Source organism: Mycoplasmoides gallisepticum, assembly GCF_900476085.1.
Taxonomy (GTDB): Bacteria; Bacillota_I; Bacilli_A; order Mycoplasmatales; family Mycoplasmoidaceae; genus Mycoplasmoides; species Mycoplasmoides gallisepticum.
Genome location: NZ_LS991952.1, coordinates 680,217 through 698,793 on the forward strand (window position 1 = coordinate 680,217; position 18,577 = coordinate 698,793).

At 34.6% G+C, this 18,577-nt stretch carries 9 protein-coding genes; all 9 read right to left on the minus strand.

Annotated elements, in window-relative coordinates; genetic code table 4:
* Nucleotides 1-19 precede the first annotated feature (19 nt).
* The gene (locus D2833_RS04270; RefSeq protein WP_231992402.1) at nucleotides 20-253 is read right to left on the minus strand and encodes an ABC transporter permease family protein; all 234 of its coding nucleotides are present in this window, start codon (nucleotides 251-253) and stop codon (nucleotides 20-22) included.
* Between the two features lie 119 nt (nucleotides 254-372).
* Complete coding sequence (locus D2833_RS02875; RefSeq protein ID WP_027333133.1) at nucleotides 373-3,066, minus strand: MG321/MPN456 family lipoprotein; 2,694 nt, start codon at nucleotides 3,064-3,066, stop codon at nucleotides 373-375.
* A gap of 436 nt (nucleotides 3,067-3,502) precedes the next feature.
* Complete coding sequence (locus D2833_RS02880; protein WP_011113769.1) at nucleotides 3,503-4,870, minus strand: ABC transporter ATP-binding protein; 1,368 nt, start codon at nucleotides 4,868-4,870, stop codon at nucleotides 3,503-3,505.
* 2 nt (nucleotides 4,871-4,872) lie between these two features.
* Entirely contained in the window at nucleotides 4,873-6,057 is a 1,185-nt protein-coding gene (locus D2833_RS02885; protein WP_323749057.1) for an ABC transporter ATP-binding protein, read from the minus strand.
* A gap of 29 nt (nucleotides 6,058-6,086) precedes the next feature.
* Nucleotides 6,087-7,163 carry an ABC transporter permease gene (locus tag D2833_RS02890; protein ID WP_027333132.1) on the minus strand — a complete coding sequence of 359 codons (1,077 nt, stop codon included), beginning with the start codon at nucleotides 7,161-7,163 and terminating at the stop codon, nucleotides 6,087-6,089.
* A 9-nt stretch (nucleotides 7,164-7,172) separates the two neighbouring features.
* Complete coding sequence (locus tag D2833_RS02895) at nucleotides 7,173-8,225, minus strand: ABC transporter permease (protein ID WP_011113772.1); 1,053 nt, start codon at nucleotides 8,223-8,225, stop codon at nucleotides 7,173-7,175.
* An 8-nt stretch (nucleotides 8,226-8,233) separates the two neighbouring features.
* Nucleotides 8,234-11,338 (minus strand): periplasmic substrate-binding domain-containing protein, encoded by a 3,105-nt coding sequence (locus tag D2833_RS02900; RefSeq protein ID WP_117274058.1) that lies wholly within the window; start codon nucleotides 11,336-11,338, stop codon nucleotides 8,234-8,236.
* Nucleotides 11,339-11,376: 38 nt separating this feature from the next.
* The gene (locus D2833_RS02905; RefSeq protein ID WP_027333130.1) at nucleotides 11,377-16,878 is read right to left on the minus strand and encodes a PDxFFG protein; all 5,502 of its coding nucleotides are present in this window, start codon (nucleotides 16,876-16,878) and stop codon (nucleotides 11,377-11,379) included.
* Nucleotides 16,879-17,551: 673 nt separating this feature from the next.
* Nucleotides 17,552-18,523, minus strand: a complete 972-nt coding sequence (gene rpsB / locus D2833_RS02910; protein ID WP_014886154.1) for a 30S ribosomal protein S2 — start codon at nucleotides 18,521-18,523, stop codon at nucleotides 17,552-17,554.
* Nucleotides 18,524-18,577 lie beyond the last annotated feature (54 nt).

Here is an 18,577-nt window from a genome sequence, read left to right on the forward strand (position 1 = left end):
TCGCACTATTTGAATAATACTATCCTAGTGAATGATTCACAAACAGATCATGAAGGTATTTGCCATACCTAACAATGATCGGTTCATTAAAACCAAGTGCATCAACCCTTCTTTGGAAAGCAGCTGGGGATTCATTTTGTCCAGGGCTGATTGGTAAATAGGGCAATAACCCTGTTAATAAATATGTTAGTGTTAAAAGAATGAAAACGGCTAGTGCTGCAAAACCAATTCTTTTTAAAATATAAGTTAGCATTGTTTTCTTACATAAAAGAACAAATAACTAAGTTAACCTTAGTTTTTTGTTCATCAACTTTTTTAGTAGATGAAAAATCTACTAAAAAACGATCATAAAAATTATAATAAACTATTTTTTTAGTTGTTTTGATTATTAGTTCTTGTTGGTTGAAAATCAGAATATGGTCTTCTTAATGAACCACTATAACCATTTACTTTAAATGCCGCTGGCAGTTTGTTTTCTTGAATCGCTAAAACAGCATCATGTAATGGAACTGTAGCAAATAAAGTATTATCAGTTAGTGATCGATATGGAATTGAAGTGTATTGGAACGTTCCCCGACTTTGGACAACTTGTGCTAGTCTGTATCAATTAATTAAGTTAACGATTCCAGCACGGATGATTCTTGAATCATCACTGTTTCAATTTCTAAAGATATTTCTGGTTACAGCATCTTGATATTCAGGCTCACCACCTTGTGGGCTAGCAGCTCAAACAGTGTAGTTCATCTGTGAAGAAGGAGTCGTTACTTGAGATGATCAATAGAACTGTCTGTATCTAGCAGTAGTTGAGGCGCTGGTGATACTACTTCTAGGCACAGTAAGCTGAGTTGGACTTGAATCATCATCACGATAACCTTGGAAGATTATATCTGCGCTTCTCTTACCACCAAAGTTGGTAATAGCTTTTTGTACAGGAGTTTTATTAGCATAATAATCTGCACTAAATGCTTTTTGATAATTCGGGTTATAAGTTTGGGTGAATTGGTTAGCAGAATAAGCACTTAGATAGTATGAACCAGAATAGTATGCATTGTTTAGGTTTTGGCTACTATCAGATGCGCTGATATAACCAAATAATTTAGTTCATCCTGTTTTTTCTTTATCGATTGACGAGTCGGCATTAACCATTATTTCACCTGGTACAGTTCCTTCAGTTCAGTTAGTGCTAGCAGTAGTTTTGAATTCGGTGTTTGTAGTACCAAGATTACTTACAGTACTATCAGCTTGACCTGAGATTCTTAAAGCTCTTACTCGAGTATCTCAGTAAGGCATCGGTGTTAGGAAACTAATTTTAAAGGTTTGCATAGCAAACGCATAAGGTTGTTTTAGATAGATTCTAAATGTGTCATCCGTACTTGTGAATTTACCAATATCATAAGTTGAAGAAGTGATTTTCTCAGTTCCTGGTGTTACAGTAACTTTGCCATTACTATCTGAAACTGTCCCGTTAACTGATTTTTCTAGATCAACACCTAATAGATCTAAAAGATAACCATTAACAGTGTAGTCTATTCCAGCTGCTAATCAGAACGATTCAAGCCCTCTTTCAAAGTCACGACCAGATAAACTGGCTACAGGGTTTTCATTTTGATCAGTTCATTTCACATTGTGATCGATCAATCAGTCATATCTAACTGCTTGATCAATGTATTTTTGTAAATTGCTATCAACTTCAGGATCAACCACACCTGTTTTTGAGATATAAACATGTGGATTTTCTTTTTTAGCTTGATCTTCAACACTTTTAGCTCACATCTCAGCACCAGTACCCGTTGTCGGACGTAGAACAACTGCTAATAATTTATCATTAGCATCATAAAGTTTTACTCCTTTAGCACCTTCTAGTTTATAAGTTCCAGTAAGATTAGAAGTTCTTGTTCTAGTGTTTGCATCATAATTAATCTCACCAGTTGTTTCAGATGAAATTAAGTATGAGAATGAGCCTGGGAAATTTGAAGTATTTCCAGGTGAAAAGGCTTTTTGAAGCGCAAGCTCCTCACCTTCAGCTGGGTTCTCAGGCAATTCACTAACAAACCCTTGGTTAGCTGGACCATTTGAGTCTCTTAATAAAAGTTCTCCTGCTTTTCAATCAGTTCGAATTTTTCATTCTGGACTTTTAACTAATAGGTGGTTAATTGTTGTATTGTTTGAAGAAGGTAATGGAATAAATGAGAACTGATCATCTAAGAAAGAGTTCAGATACAACGCACGCGGAGTGTTACTTGCTGTTCATTCTCCTAAATACTTACCAATTGAATTTTGGAAATTATCAAGTGTAGTTTGATTGGTTGTTAAAACCTCTGCTAGTGTTTTACCTTTAAATATATTCAAATAATCCATATCACTAGCTGATGATGATTGTGCTGGTTCACCTTCAGTAGCTGCTGGCATCGTTGGTGCTTTTAATTGGGTTAAATTACTTTTAATAATTGCTTTAGCTAAAGATGCAGTTAGATCAACATATTGTTGGGTGTATTCTTGTACATAAGCTGCAGGATTATTAGCTACATCAATTATTCTTTGAACTAAATATTGATCAACTTTAGCACCTTTGGTGTTGGCAATTCAACCTTCAATGAACGAACCAACCGCAGGATAGTCCACAGTTCAAAAGTAGGTACCAGCAGTCGTATTAGCTCTAAGAAAGTACTCGCTAACAGAAGGTGTCGTAGAACCTCTTAAACGAAAATCATATTCGATTAAGCCATCAGATAAAGATCTTAAAGCAGCAGTCTTATTATTAATCATCGTTCTTTGGTCATCGGTTAGTGTTGTTATGCTTAATGACTTGTCAATGATTCTTCATGGATTAGCTTTAGTTGCTCCCATATTTTCTAAAGCTTTAACAAAGCTTTCTTTATTTAAAGCTAGATCTCTGATCCCGTCTGCTGCCTTAATTTTAACGTTATCGTTATTTTCAAAAACATATCCTCTAGCAAAATCATTGTTTGTGCTGTTATTAACACAAGATGCTAAAGCACTTGTTGATAAAACAGCAAACGAAAGTAACGATCCTATTTTGATTATGGTTTTATTTCTATATCTCATTGCGATTCTAATCTTTCTTAATTTTTTCCTTAGTTATTATGTTATTGATCGCTTAAAAAGAAAAATCGTGATTGGCAAGCAATCACGATAATTTACTTTATGATCTTAGTTTTTAAACTTCAAACGATTGCTTTATTTGGTTATTATGGTTTTGGATAAGCAATCGATACAAATCTATGATTCAATACTAGAACTACTCATCCGACTCAAGCTTGGTCGTAACAATATTGTTAATACAAAACTAGAAGAATTACACTTATTCTTCTTAAACGTTTGCTTATTAATCTTGTCAAAACTTTGAGTTAATCTTTGGTTAGTTCTTAACATAGTAACGAGTTAATTATACACCGATCTTAAAAAGATGTATAAATTTATTTTGGAATTAGGGGTAATAGATAAAAAAATCAACGTAAAGATTTACGTTGGCTATTTGATCTTAAGCTTCTTGATATTTCCCTTGTTTTCAGTCTGCTAGCTCTTGATCAGTAGCTAAAACAAAGTGGTTATCATTAACTTTTTGTCAGACTGGTTGGTTATTATGATCATATCCGTGGATACTTGGATCATATTTATAACCAACCAAACTACCCTTATGACCAGCTATTGATGGTACAGCATCTAATAATGATTTCGTATAAGGGTGTAGTGGGTTTTTCATAATCTCTTGAGTAGTCCCCACTTCAAGTAATCTTCCCTTGTTCATTACTGCGATCCGATCTGAGATGTATTCCACCATTCTTAAGTCGTGCGCAATAAATAAGATCGTTAGATTGAACTTTCTTTTTAAGTCGTTAAAGATATTAACAACTTGAGCTTGAATTGACACGTCAAGTGCTGAGATCGGTTCATCAGCAATCAACAGTCTAGGTCTTAAGACCACAGCTCGTGAGATCCCAATCCGTTGTTGTTGACCACCAGAAAACTCTAGTGGGTAACGTTTTAGGACTGATTCATCTAGTCCTACTGAAGCTAAGATATTTCTTACTAAGATCTTTTTACAATCAACTTCACTTAACTTATTTAGTTCGTTACGTTTTTCTTGTTCTTTAGTTAAGTATGCAACCGCTTCATTTAGTTGGTTAAACTCTTTAAGCTTATTAATAAAGCCGTGATAGATCGCATCATATGCAGTAATTTCGTCTTTATTAATTAGTTCTTCTAGTTTGTGTTCATAACCACCATAGAATGCTTGCTTAATTTGGGGATCGTTCTGATCTAATCATTGTTCATAAACGTGTTTAATCACATCTTGATCAATATTATAAAGATAGATCTCTTTGGCATTTTTTAAGTTCGTTAAACCTTCTGAAACGATACTTTCCACATTCACGTGGGGGTTAAGTGAGTTAGCAGGATCTTGGAAGATCATCTGCACTTTATTAACCATGAACTTTTCAATCTCCTTATATTCTTTTAAAGCTTTACCAAATTTAAAACCACGAGTCATCTTTTGGGGTAAAGTTTTATCAAGGATATTAATCTTACCAAAGCTGTGTGGTACTAATCCGATGATTGCTCGACCAATCGTTGATTTTCCACTACCAGATTCACCCACTAAACCTAGCACTTCACCAGTGTAGATATTTAGATTCATATCCACTACGGCTCTAAACGCTTTAGATCCCACTCCATAAGTGATATCAACATTACGTAATGAAGCTAAAACTTCTTTGTTTTCAGGAACTTTTAGCATCTCTTCAATCCCAGGGGTATTGAATCTGGCATAACGTTTCTTAAAAAATAACAGTTTTTTCTTAACTTCAATATATGGTTTAGAATCTTTTTTGTTTTCAACTGTACTCATAATTAGCTAGCTTTAAATGAATCTCACAATTCTTGAATGTGTTTTGGTGGGGTGTATTTTTCAGTTCTTTCATCTAATAATGCTGATTTCACCCGGTGGGTTGGTGAAACCCAATAGAACTTAGGTTCTTCAACGAAGTCAATCCCTAGTGCATAGTCATTTCTAACTGCAAATGCATCACCAACAATATTATTTAGGTTAGATGGTACAGATCCACGGATCGTTGCTAAACGATCACCTTGGTTTAGATCTGGCATACTTAAGATTAACCCTCAAGTGTATGGGTGTTGAGGGAATTTTAAGATCTCTTGTGCTGTTCCTTCTTCAATGATCTGACCAGCATACATAATTGAGATGTAATCACTAATTGAAGCAACCACTCCCAAGTCGTGGGTAATGAACACGATTGATAAGTTTAGTTTTTGTTGTAAGTCTTTGATAACATCTAAAACTAATGCTTGAACAGTTGGGTCTAGTGCTGTGGTTGGTTCGTCCATTACTAAGATCTTAGGTTCAAGTGAAACGATTGCAGCAATCACCACTCTTTGAATCATCCCCCCACTCATCTCGTGTGGGTAAAGTTTCATCACTGCTTCAGGGTCTGAGATCTTGGTTAGTTTTAAGAATTCAACAGCACGTGCGTAAGCTTCTTTTTTATTCTTAACGATCTTGTTGATCAACATCCCTTCCATGATTTGTTCACCAACTTTCATCGTTGGGTTTAGGGTTGACATCGGGTTTTGAAAGACCGCTGATACGACCCGACCACGGTAGTGTGATCGTTCTCAATCTCTAAAAGAGAACTTCTCAACATTATTATTGAATAGTTTGACTTCACCACTGTCGATCACAGCATTATCCCCAGTTAAACCATAAAGTAATGAAGTAATAACTGATTTTCCACTACCAGACTCACCAATGATCGCGTGTACTTTACCTTCATAGATCTCAATTGAAGGTCCACGTAAAACTTTATTCTTTTCACCTGGTCGTGATGGGTTTAAGAAAGATAGTTCAATATCTTTTATCTCAGCAACGATCCTTAGTTTTTCCCCGTTTTCAAACTCTTTATAGCGAACGTTTTTACTAAACTCTTCCCAATTAAAGACAAACTTTCTATTGGTAATAAACCCAAAAAGATTAGCAAAATAATCTTTTATGCGATAACCAAAACTCTTTTTATTCATCTGTATATCTTTCATAAGCTAATCTTTTTTTATCTTTGTCTTCTTAATGAGTCTTGAACGGTAGCCCCGATTAGTTGCACACTAGTTGTGATTAAGATTAAGAATGTTGCAGGAATAAACACGTATCTAGCGTAAGTTGGGAACAGTTTTTGCCCTTCAGAGATAATATTACCTAATGTGGGAATATCTTTAATTGCTAAACCAATGAAAGCTAATGATGTTTCAGCTAACACCACACCAGGGATCGTGAACACTAATTGGGTAATTAAGATCGGTAAGATCACTGGTACGTAGTTTTTTAGAATCTTTCACGTTGGTGTTCCCAAGATTCTAGATGCCATCACCCATTCAGAGTGTTTAGCCCGTTTAACCTGAGCACGGATCTGGTTAGCCATCCCCGTTCATGAAGTTAATGAAAGCGCAAACACAATTACCCAAAAGCTTGGGGCAATAATAATCGTTAATAGGATCAGAATGATGATTGTAGGTACGATCGAGATCACTTTAATGATGAAAGTCATCACCTTATCAAAGAACTCAAATTGTCCCATCATGATCCCGATCGTTAAACCGATGAACACTTCGATCACAGTTACTGCAAAAGCTAATGCGATCAAATATCTTAACCCCCATCACAATCTTGCTCAGAAATCCCGACCAAGATCATCTGTTCCCAAGAAATGATAGATATTTCTTGAGTCAGTTGAGTTAAAGATTAAATTACGATCAACAATATTAGTCGTATTAGGATCTTGGGTGAAAAACGGAATAAAGATCGCTAATAAAACGATCAATACTAACATCACCATTCCAAGCACCCCAGCAAAAGAACGTGAATAACGGTTAACGAACTCACGGAACGGTTTTGCTTGGGGACTCATATGTTGATCAGCTTGGAAATCAACAATCTTCCCAACTAGTTTTCAAGATTGATAATTAAACGGTTGGATGATCGGATTTGGTGCTGATTTGGGATCAACAAATTCGTCAGTTTCAACATCAGAATGGCTCCTGATCTTATTAGCAACTCTAGCTACTCAGTTTTTAAATTTAGTTTTAAATCCAGGTGGTTTAGTTTTCAGATTATCTTCTTTAAATTTCGTCATATCAATTTATTAACTTGTTCTTCTACGTATTCTTGGGTCAATTAGTTCATACAAGATATCCCTGAATGCATATGATAAGACCGTAATTAATGCAAACATCACGATCAAGAATAAGATTACGTTGTAATCTTTAGTTTGGATTGCTTGTAATAAAGTATCACCAGAACCAGGGATTAAGAAGATCTGTTCGATGAAAATACTACCAATGAATGATCCAAAAATTACTGCTGGAAAAAAGGTCGCAATTGGGAATAAAGAAGGTTTTAGTGCGTGTTTTCACACAAAGCGATCTTTTGATACACCCTTTAAGTAAGCAAACTTGGCATGAACTGAGTTTAGTTCACGGTTAAGTTCAGTTCGGATATATTTAATGTAAACAATAATACTTCCCAATGATAAAGCTAACCCTGGTAAGATGTAAGTTACAAAGTTAGCTTGATCATACACATAAGGGATCCCCATAGCTCGACCAATAAACACTAACAATAATGCAAAGATAATTGATGGGATTGATGAGAAGATACTTACAAGGATCGTTGAGATATTATCAACTCAACCACCAGGGTTTTTACCCACCCAGATTCCTAATGGGATCCCAATCACAACAGTTAGTGCCACTGAGAAGATCCCAACTAAGAACGATTTATAAAATCGTGCTCAGATAAAACTATTAATTGATTGTTCGGGGAATAGTGCTAATGAGATCCCAAAGTTTCCCTGGAACAATCCCCTTAGATATCTTAAGTAGCGTTCAAACAACGGTAGATCTAAACCATAACGTTGTTCGATCGCTCTTCTTGATGCTTCATCTAAACCTTGAGTTAAAGGGTTTTCTCCAGGGACTGAATTAATCAAGAAGAATGTGATCGAAATTACGATCAGACCGATCACAAAAAACTCCAAGATGATCTTGAAGAACTTTCATAAAGTTCTTAAGACTGGTGAGTCAATTGCTAATAGTCTTTGGATTAAAGTTAACTCTTCAACCCGTTTCTTTCTAAAAATGACTGCATTATCATTAAGCTGATAACTTTTGTCATCTAATATTATTTTCTCTGTCAAACAGTTTCTTACGCCTCTCTTGTTCTTGGTAAACCGTCTCGTGGTGGTCTAGTGTAGTCATACGCATATTGTAATGAGAATGTGAATAAACTTGACACCCCACCAACCCGAGTTACTTCTCAGTTAGTATCAACTTCCATCAACGGAATAATTAAACCAGAATCACGGATAATTTTTTCAATCGCACCAATGAATTGGTACACATAGTCTAAACTTCAGTTTTCTTTTAGTTCTTCATCAGTAAAGTTCCCTGAGAAGAATGATGATAATCTCGATGTATAATCGATCGTACTTTCATTAAATCGATTTAAAGAAAGTTCGATAAATTTCTTCCAGAAATTAGGTTGGACTTTCTTAGTATCAGATCCAACTTGATCAAGAGTATCGATCTCAAGTCGAACTCTTGTATCATCTGTTAATTGGGCAATCTCATCAACCGTTTTAAATGAAGGTAAGATCAAGTTAAATGCTGTGTGTAATCTTGCGGTTGCGATATTCTCATTTCTTCTTTGGTTGAATTGATCAGGATCTCTTCTTCAATTAGTAATGATCATGTAATCTAATAATGCATTAACATATTGATTAGAGTATCGAGTGTTTTGAAACTCTGGGTTAACTTGATTTAATCTAGCGATGATTGCAGCTAAGTGATCTGTACTAAACGTATTTAAGTTAAATGCGTTTAATGAGTTAACAGCATTATTATAAGCTGCTAGCATAGCTGGATCGCCATTGATGATCATCATAATCCGATCAATATCAGGTTTTAAGATCGTTTGTCTTGTAAAATTTGGATCAGTTTTTTGGAGTGCTTCTAATACTAAATTAGATAAGTAATCTAGATATGTGTATGATCCGACTGGGTTTTCTTTGAACCCGATATTTTTTTGTCTGAAACTATCAATCCCATCGTTTTTAAAGAAGGTTAGTACCCCATCTTGTGGTTGGCCACCACTAAAACGGTCGTAGTTTTGATAAATGATATCGTACTGACCTTTTTCAATGTAGCTGGCAAAGATATTTTCTGGTAATGATTTTTCTTCAATATTGACATACCCACCAAACGCTTCTAGCATCGCTTGTTTTAGATAAGTTGCTCCACGAACTTGTTCGTCACTACTATTATCTAAGAAGTTTAGGGTTACTTGTTTTAGTTCTGGGTGTTTAGCTTTAAAACGGTCTAGATAAAATCTTGCTGTTTTTAAATCATGAGCTAGATCATGACGAACGGTCTTTTCAAAGTTAAATCTTTTAGATAAGTGAACAACAAAGTCATAGTTTAGTAGATCAAATTCTTTATTGTTCTTAGTTTTAGATTTTTGGCCTTCAAAAAATAGTTCTAGATTTCGACCATCATAAGCTTTGTGGGTTCCATAAGCTGTTCACGTACTAGTTGGGAAACTGAAATCTCAACCAACAAATCTTAATACATCACTACGGTTAATCGAATAATAGATCGCATTTCTTAGATCTTGATCTTGGATATAACTATTCGCATTTGTTTCAAGATCTAAGTTTAATCCATAAGCGATCGTTCCAAACCCTTGGTTTTTATTTAAAAATTGTTTAATCTCTGGGTCGGCTCAGTAACGGTTAATCCGGTTAGCTGGTATTAACGTTTGTGAGATTAAACCATCTTCAAAGAACAACGCGTTCGTATTAGGGTTTTGTGAGAAGAAGATCCGAATTCGGTTTGAAATCGTGTTCTCAGCATCAAAGTAATCTAAGTTTTTAATTAGATTAATATAACCGTTTGGTCCTAATAAGATTCCATTATCTCTTGGAATCACGAACGGACCATTAGTTAAGAACTTATCAGGTTCTGAACCATAACGGTCAATCCCTCCACCAACCGTTTCAATGTACCTGCGGTTAACTGGATATAGATTTTCAAGGATCGTTCCAATTAAGAATGATAGGTTTGGTGTTTGGTTCTCATCAAAGATTAAGGTAAATGAGTTCTCATCTTTAGATAATGGTTGTAATGATCCTTGAAGATCTGGAGTGCTTAGATCAAATTTTTGGTACGGATTCACGTATGGGTTTTTAACTAATTTGATCGTCATTGGTTGATTATCACTAGTCATCACCCTAAAGTCTTGCACTTCAGAATCCAAACTAAAGTTTGGATTCATACTTAAAAATCTTGCCACAAAACTATTGTCATAATCTAAGAATAATTGACCAGTATAAAACCCTAAATCTTTAGCGGCATTTTTAATCGCTTCAACTTCTTTAGTATCAAGTGGTTGATTACGATCATCAACTGTTTGTGATTGGTAAAGATCAGTTTGGTTTCGGTCTTGAACCCAGATCTTTAGATCTTGGTTAAAGACGTAGTTTCTGCGACCAAATGGGTTTTTATAACTCTTATTAAATTTAGCTAAATAATCACGTTGAGCATCAATAAACCGGTCAACCCCACGGATCCCATATCTTCTGATCGTATCTAGTTTTTGTGAACCTGTGTTTAGATCTAAGATGTATTCTAAGTAGTCCCTAATATCTTGAGAAGTACTAAAATCACCATTTGATCAACGATTCTTCTTCACGTTAGTATAACCCGTCAGTGCCATGAAGTTGTTGGTGTTACGTGGGTTTCTAAACGCGTAGATCGTTGACCGACTTCTTAGATCATCCCCAACACCCGAGTCATCAGCAGTCCCACCAACGATATTAAAATCATCTAAGGCATAGAATGATGATCCAATCACCCCAGTTCCATTATCTGATTGGATTGTCTCTAGATTAGTTTTATAGTAGTTATCAAAGTTAGACGTACTTCGATCTTGAGGGATATTTAGTAAGCTGAAATTATATCTTCTTTTAGCGGTCAACACCCGTTTAAGTGCATCACTTGGACCGTTTTTAAGATACGGGTCAACTAGTGAAGGTAAAACTCGATCAATCGAGTTGTACTTAACATAGTTAAGGGTGTTAAGCGGGTTGGTTACCAAACCTAAATCATAATCGTTACGATTGACATTTGATGAACCACTAAGAACTGGTTGGTCCTTACTTGGCGCTGCATTAGTACAAGAGCTAAGCACAAACGAAAGGGGCACAACTGCTAGACCTACTAATTTAATTACTTTTTTAAATCTGAATTTCATTTTTATCTATATATTTTCTTGAGTCTTATTTAAAAATATTAGTTTGTCACGTTAAATTGGAAATCAATACTAATTACCGTTTTAATTCTCTTATTACCATCGACAGTTGTGTTTTGATTTTCGATCTTCACAGGTGATTGTTCAACAGCTTTAGCGTTCTCTGAGATGTATTGAACATCACCAAGATCAACTGTTTGTAAGAAGTTATGATTCTTATCAACAAAATCAACGGTATAAGCATTACCTGGTCTTAATAGTGCATCTCGATATTTACCCATTAATGCATAATCTGATAATCATGAGGTGTAACCATAATCTTCGATCGTTCTTTTACTATTAGGATCACCTTGTTTTTGTAACCAGAAGATATTGTTAGTTCTTTGGGTATTAACTTTTAGATAAACTGCTTGGTTAGTTAATACGTTAGTGAATCTTAGATAACCGATCTTGCTTGCCAACTCTGTTGGCACATAACCATATAGTGCTAAAGCATCTAAGCTTTGGTTTCTAAACAGCCCTGAAACCATTCTTTTAGACACACCATAGTTATATAGTTGTGATAAGAAGAACGCTTCTGGACGTTTGTTCACCTTATTTCCATTAAAATCAACCGTTCTAATGTTATTATCAATTACGGGATTAAGGTTATCATCGTACAATTGGGCACCGATCGTTTGCTTTTCAAAGTGATCTTTGAAATACCCGTTGTTCTTAGAGATGAACTGTCCAAAGTAGCTAGATGTTCTTCTTTCGTTTGTTTGGAAGAAGTTATTATCATTGTTCTTGAAGAACATGCCACGAGCTTTAGCTTTTAGTTCATTTAAAACATTTTGAGCATCTGTTACTTTTTGTCTAGCGACAATTTGGTTAGCAAGTGCTTGAGCAATCGCATTTGTATCATTTGGAGTCGCTTGACGAAGTCTAGTCACTTCATCACTAGCTGCAAAGAACTCATATACTGCATCATTGAATTTACTAACCGCATCAGGTTGAATTTTAATTAACTCATCATAAAAAGCAGTATATTTTCGTCCTAAATAAACGGTTTGTAAAGCTTTAGCTAAATCTGTTTGTGAAGTTCTTGTGTCATTAACCTTATTAATATTAGTTGCATCAACAATGTAGTCTAAACCACTCATCGCTTCAGATAGCCCACCTAAGAAATTAGGTACGTTTTCAAATTCTTTGATGTTAGGTGCATAAGTTGTTTGAACATAATCTCTTGTTAGGGTTTCTGCAATATTATAAACATAATCAGTAAACTTATCAGCTAATAATGGTTCAACTCTTGTTGCATTATAGTTAATCACATCATCTGATGATAACCCAGGTGAGAAATACCCAAAGATGAAACTACTTAAAGTTAGACCAACATTACCATTATTAGCGTAATATACGATATTACCAGTTAATAATAATAGGTCGTGGAAACTTAGTTGACTTTGAACAGCTTCTAATTTGTTATCTTTAACAAATTTAGCAAAGAAAGCTTGTAATCTCTTAGTATCAAAATTAACACCATCATCTAGTTCTAGAGTTAAATCTTCAACATAGTATCTGGTGAAGTTTCTATCTAACATAGTAACTCCGTATAGTTGAGAGAAAACTGCACGGTTTTTAACTAGGTCAGTAGCTGGTGAGAAGTCTTTAACACTCATAAATAAGTTAGAGTGTCTAAACAAGTAGATTGCATAGTTAGCAAGCGCTTGGTTTTTGGCTGTTGTATTTGTGCCAGCTGCTGTGATTGCGGCTCTTAGAGTTGCTGCTGCAGGTAAGTTGGGAGCAGGTAGTTTTTCGATTGCATTTAAATCAAATTTTGTTTTAACATAGTTAACATCCCAATTATATTGTTTTGTTTGAGAATCATATGTTGCTTTAGAGTAATCCAATGAGACAAAACTTAATAGTTCACTTAAGTTCTTGCTGTTAAACGTGCTCATTGTTTGAGTTTGAGCAGTAGAACTAGCAGTAACATTAATTTTTTTGTCAGTAGGTACGGTTGCTAACAACGAACGATCAGATGCAGTTAAATCTGTTCCAAAAGGGTTTACTACTAAAACGTTTTCGTCATCAAGTTTTGCTATTCCCGTTGCCGCTTTATCTACATCACTCATTCCAGTAGAAGTTGCAGAATTAAGAACGTCTGCAATTTTTCTATAAAAGGCAGTATCGCCCTCTAATACATAAGAATTTTGGGCATTAGATCCATTCTGAGTAGAAGATTTTGTAGCGTATGAAATTAAATTATTGCGACCTTGTGGCGCAAAAAGACCTAACGCAGTCAGTATTGTGTTTGTAAAATTAAGATTATATAAACCTTGAGTTGTTCTTAACTGATTATCTGAAGCAATACCATTAATTCCTTTAATCAATCCGTCGTCATCAGCATTAGAAATTTCCCCTAAGAATTTGTTTCCTCTAACAAACGGGAAAACGTAGGTGTCGAAATTACTGAACTGTTTTGGACTGGCAGTAGTTTTTTCAACAGCAACGATCTTATTAGCATCAGATCTTATATAACTAGCGCTTGTCCCTTGTCTAGATCCTGCCCGTTGTTGAGTGTCAATATCACTAAAACTAAGATAATTATTTATCAAAGTTACTAATTGAAGTGATAAACTATTTTCAAGAGCTAAATAGCTAAACCCTTTACGACTTTTATCATCAAATCTATTAGCAAACGGACTTAGTTCGCTTGGTTGAGATCTTGTTTTAATTTTTTCAACAAGTGCACTAACACCTTCAGATTCGATTGCTGAACCAACTGAAGCAGAGATCTCTCCACCTAAAACAGTGCCTGCACTATCTCAACCATTATCAGCTAAATTCTTATTAATGGTAGCACTAATTGAATCAGAGATTACTTTTGCTTGTCTTTGAACATAAGCTAGTTCTGCTGGACTTAGTTCCACATTAAGTGGAACTTGAATTACAGGTGAGCCATCCTTATTAAACATATTGATCCTAGTGATCACATTAGGTTTATTTGGTTCAGTTTCAAAGATTCTAAATGACAGTTGGTCATTTTGTGAAACAAAGACAGATCTGTTTAATAATGGGTTGCCAGCACCATCAGTTAGTTGACTAATAATTGAAGCAGCTGTCACTGGTGCTCATTTATATTCAGATGTACCACCTTCAGTTTGTGATTTAACAAACGCTTTAGCTAACCCTGAAATTGATGGGTTGATCGTTCCAGAATCAGAGTCAAATGAGTTAGCAAAGAATAAATCTCTAATCGCAACATTTCTTAATTTAGCAGCTTCAGTTAACCCACTGAAGTCTTGTAAGAAACGGCGTTTCTTATTTCTTAAAACTTCAGATAAACTATCGTTAGCATCAGCTGTACCTCAGATATCTTCTAACGGTTCAGTTTCATATCTTAATACGTTACCATTTTCATCCAAGATCCCAAATCTAAAGCGAATGAACTTGCCAGATGGGGTGATTTGGTTATTAGCATTAACCCTAACTACTTCTAGATTACTTCTAGCATCTAAATAGTTAATTAACGCACGGTAAGAGAAGAATGAAGCTTCACTAGCACCATTTCTAGTTGATAGACCACCAACGATTACAGGATTATCACGGTCAATGAATGCTTGACCTTGATCTAGAGTGTAGTGGTGACCGTATTCGTGAGTCGCTACGTATTTTAAGAAATCAATTGGTAAACCATCAAACCCTGGTACTAAAGCTGCTAGAACTGTTGGTAAACCGATCCGATCACTTGGTGTAAACCCTTTAAATGGCCCTTCAACAACTTGGTATTGGAACACCCCATTAGAATCAACTGTTCTTTGAACATTTGGACCATCTAACTGTCTTAGTAAGTGTGGGTATTTTTTAACAACTTTCTTAATTAAGTTGTTATAAACAGAAACATATAATTGATAACTTCTAGAATCTAATCCAGTTAATGGATTACCTTGTTCATCTCTTGCTTGGTTATCAGTTGGTGTGTAGAATAATGAAACTGGATCGATCCCACCTTGGTAGTTGATTGCTTCTAAGAAATCATCAAACCCTTCTGGAGAATAATCATTAGCTTTGTTTGCGACAAACTCTAATGACGAACTTGCTCCTTCTTGTAAGTTTTCTAAGACTTCTTGAAGATTAACTTTTAAGCTATACTCTTGTGCATTGTTAGTTTTTTCAAAACTAACAACTTTATACTTCTTAACTCTAGCTTGTTGTTCTTCTAGACTACTAAGTGCTTTAAGATCTGGATTTTCATTAATCGCTTCAACAAACAGGTTGTAGAAATGATTTAACTTATTATCATCTTGATATAGATAAAACTCATTATTTAGGTATGAGTCCATATCATAGAAGTTTAAGTAATTACTAATATTATCTTGATAAGCTGATAATAATGTTTTGTATGAAACATAACGGCTGTTATTTAAACTGTTTAGATCAACATTAAGGTTAAGTGTTGTTTCTGAACCAGGTTCAGCAACCGTTAGATCAAGTGCTGGTTCGGTGTTGTTTTGTGTTGGTGCAGTTACTTTAACAGATTTAATTTGGTAAGTTTTAAATAGATCTAAAGTTTGACTATTTAAAACTGGATATTGTGTTTTAAGCTCATCTAGATCTGTTTGTGTGAAGTTTTCATTAACAATAATCGGACTTCGATAAACAGGGGGTGCATTACGGTTCTGTTGATCTGTTGTTGGTGAGCCAATCGCAATCTTAAAGGTTTTATTAACTAGTTTGCTAGCTCGATAAATCTCACCAAACCCAACTGTTGAATCTGAATTACCTTCTCTTTGAATATCATTTTTAAGCGCACTTGTTAAAGGAATATTCTTTAAGAACTGATCTAGATCTTTCTTAGAAGTTTCATTTGAAAACACACTATAAGTTAATGAGTCAACCTCATTACCAGGTCCCGCAATCGTTGAGTGAATTGGTAATGAACCAAAGAAAGCATCTGGGAAGAACTTAATCTCACTCACTTCTTTATGTAAAGTAGAGTGTGAACCTAAAGTAATCGCGTTCCCATTTTGTTCTACCCCTGGAACTAGTCTGAACGAATCCAAGGTTAATAGATCAGGACCTCAAGCTACGTTAGTAATAAATCAATTAGTGAACTCCAAGAATTGCTTTGGTCTAACCGCTAATACGTACTCATCAAAGAAACTAAATGAACCATATTTAATTTCTAGAACAAAGGGTTCGTTAAAACGCTTGTAATACTCGCTAAAGAACTGATCAAAGTCATACTTCTGATTTGGATTATCTAAGAACCAGAATTCAGTAGCATCACTTGAGATCCGCCCTGTTTGTGCTGTCTTATTAGCATTAGTGATCGTTAGTTCAGGATTTAAATTACCATTTTGGTCATAAATTTTTGAATAATCATTATCAAACAACTGCTTGTTTGCTGGAAATAATTGCCCATTTTTTTCTGCTGAGTTTTCAGCAAACCCAATCATAGAACCAATTATCACAGCAGACGCTAAGCTAATCACACCTAGGGCTAATCCAGTTTTTAGTAATAATGATTTAGATTTTAATGATCATTTTTTTAACATTGATCCTGTTCTTTCCTTCTTGTTTGTTCTTTTTTGACTTACGTTAATTATATTAATAAGAAAGTGATTGCTTTACCTTGCAATCACTATTATCCAACTGTAGCTATTTAAATCTTCTTGTTATTTAAAAATGATTGCTTAATCTTTATTTGGTTTTTGAATAAGCAATCTACTATTAATTTTTAGTCTTATTATTGAAATTACTTATTCAGCTGAATCTTGCTTACCATAATCTTGGTATTAATGCGATTATTAACATAGCAAATATTAGAAGTCTTTCATGTCTTCATAATCCTTGTGTTATCAATGTTGTTAAAACGTTGTGTTAATAATTCGTAATTTCTTAACATAATATCCATATTATTATACAAAAAAACTTGAAAACTGTAAATTTAATATTACTAATTGATCGATTTAAGAATCTATTATAGATCAGATCTTATTCAGATTTATTGATTCTTAATCTAGATCTAAAGACATTATTATTTTGATCTAATTCTTAGTTTGTCACGTTAAATTGGAAATCAACACTAATGATCGTTTTAATTGTTTTTCTACCATCAACAGTAGTGTTTTGATTTTCAATCTTAACTGGTGATTGTTCAACAGCTTTAGAATATAGATAAAAAACTTCAAGCAGTAATTTGCTTGAAGTTTAATTATTGACGAAATTTTATTTTTCAGCTTTCTTCTCAGCTGGTTTTGCTGATTCTTCTGCTTTAGGTTGCTTTTTGTTAAAACCAGCACGGTCACGGTTAACAACGGTTCTAGTTTCTTTCTTAACTAATTGAGGAATGTCAATCTCTTCATCAGGTTTGAAAGCAAACTTAGCTGGGTTACCTTGAGCTAGTGCAACTGCATCACCTAAAAGGTTAAGTAATAAGGTAACTGAGCGAATGTTGTAGTTATTAGCTGGGATTGGTAAAGTAATAACGTTAGGATCAGAGTTTGTATTACATAAAGCAATAACTGGGATTCTCAGTTTTCTTGCTTCAGTAACTGCATTCTTTTCTTTAATTGGGTCATCAATCACTAAAACGTGAGGAAGGCCTTGCATATCTTTAATACCACCAAAGAACCTTTCAAGTTTAGCTAATTTCTTCATGATCATGATCTGTTCTTTTTTAGTGTACTTAGTTAGATCATTATCACGAGTGTGAATTAATCTCTTTAATTGATTAATTGAGTTGCTGATTGTCTTGAAGTTAGTTAGTGTTCCACCTAATCATCTTTGATTAATGTAGAAACTGTTAGTTCTTTCAGCGATTGATTGAATTAACTCTTGAACTGCTTTAGATTTAGTTCCAACGAATAAAATATTCTTTTTAGCTTTAGCTGCTTCAGTTAAATAATTAAAAGCTTCGTGTAACTTAAGATTTAATAAATCTGAGTTAATTAAATCGAATTGAGCACTAAATTGAGCAGCGTTTCTAGGAATGATGTAGTGCTTCATCTTAGGGTTTCATTTACGTTTTGCTACCCCGTTAAAAGCCCCAACGTCTAAAAGCTTTGTGTGTGTTACTAAAACTTTGTCTGTTGAATTTGCAGGCACTTGTTCTTCTTTAGATTGAACTGTTTGTGCAGGTGATTCTTCTGCTTTTGCAGCTTGTGCTGATTCAACATTTAAATCTTCAAATAAAAACATTTAAATAAATGTTCACCTTTCTATAAATATGTACTGTATCAAAAAAAATCTATT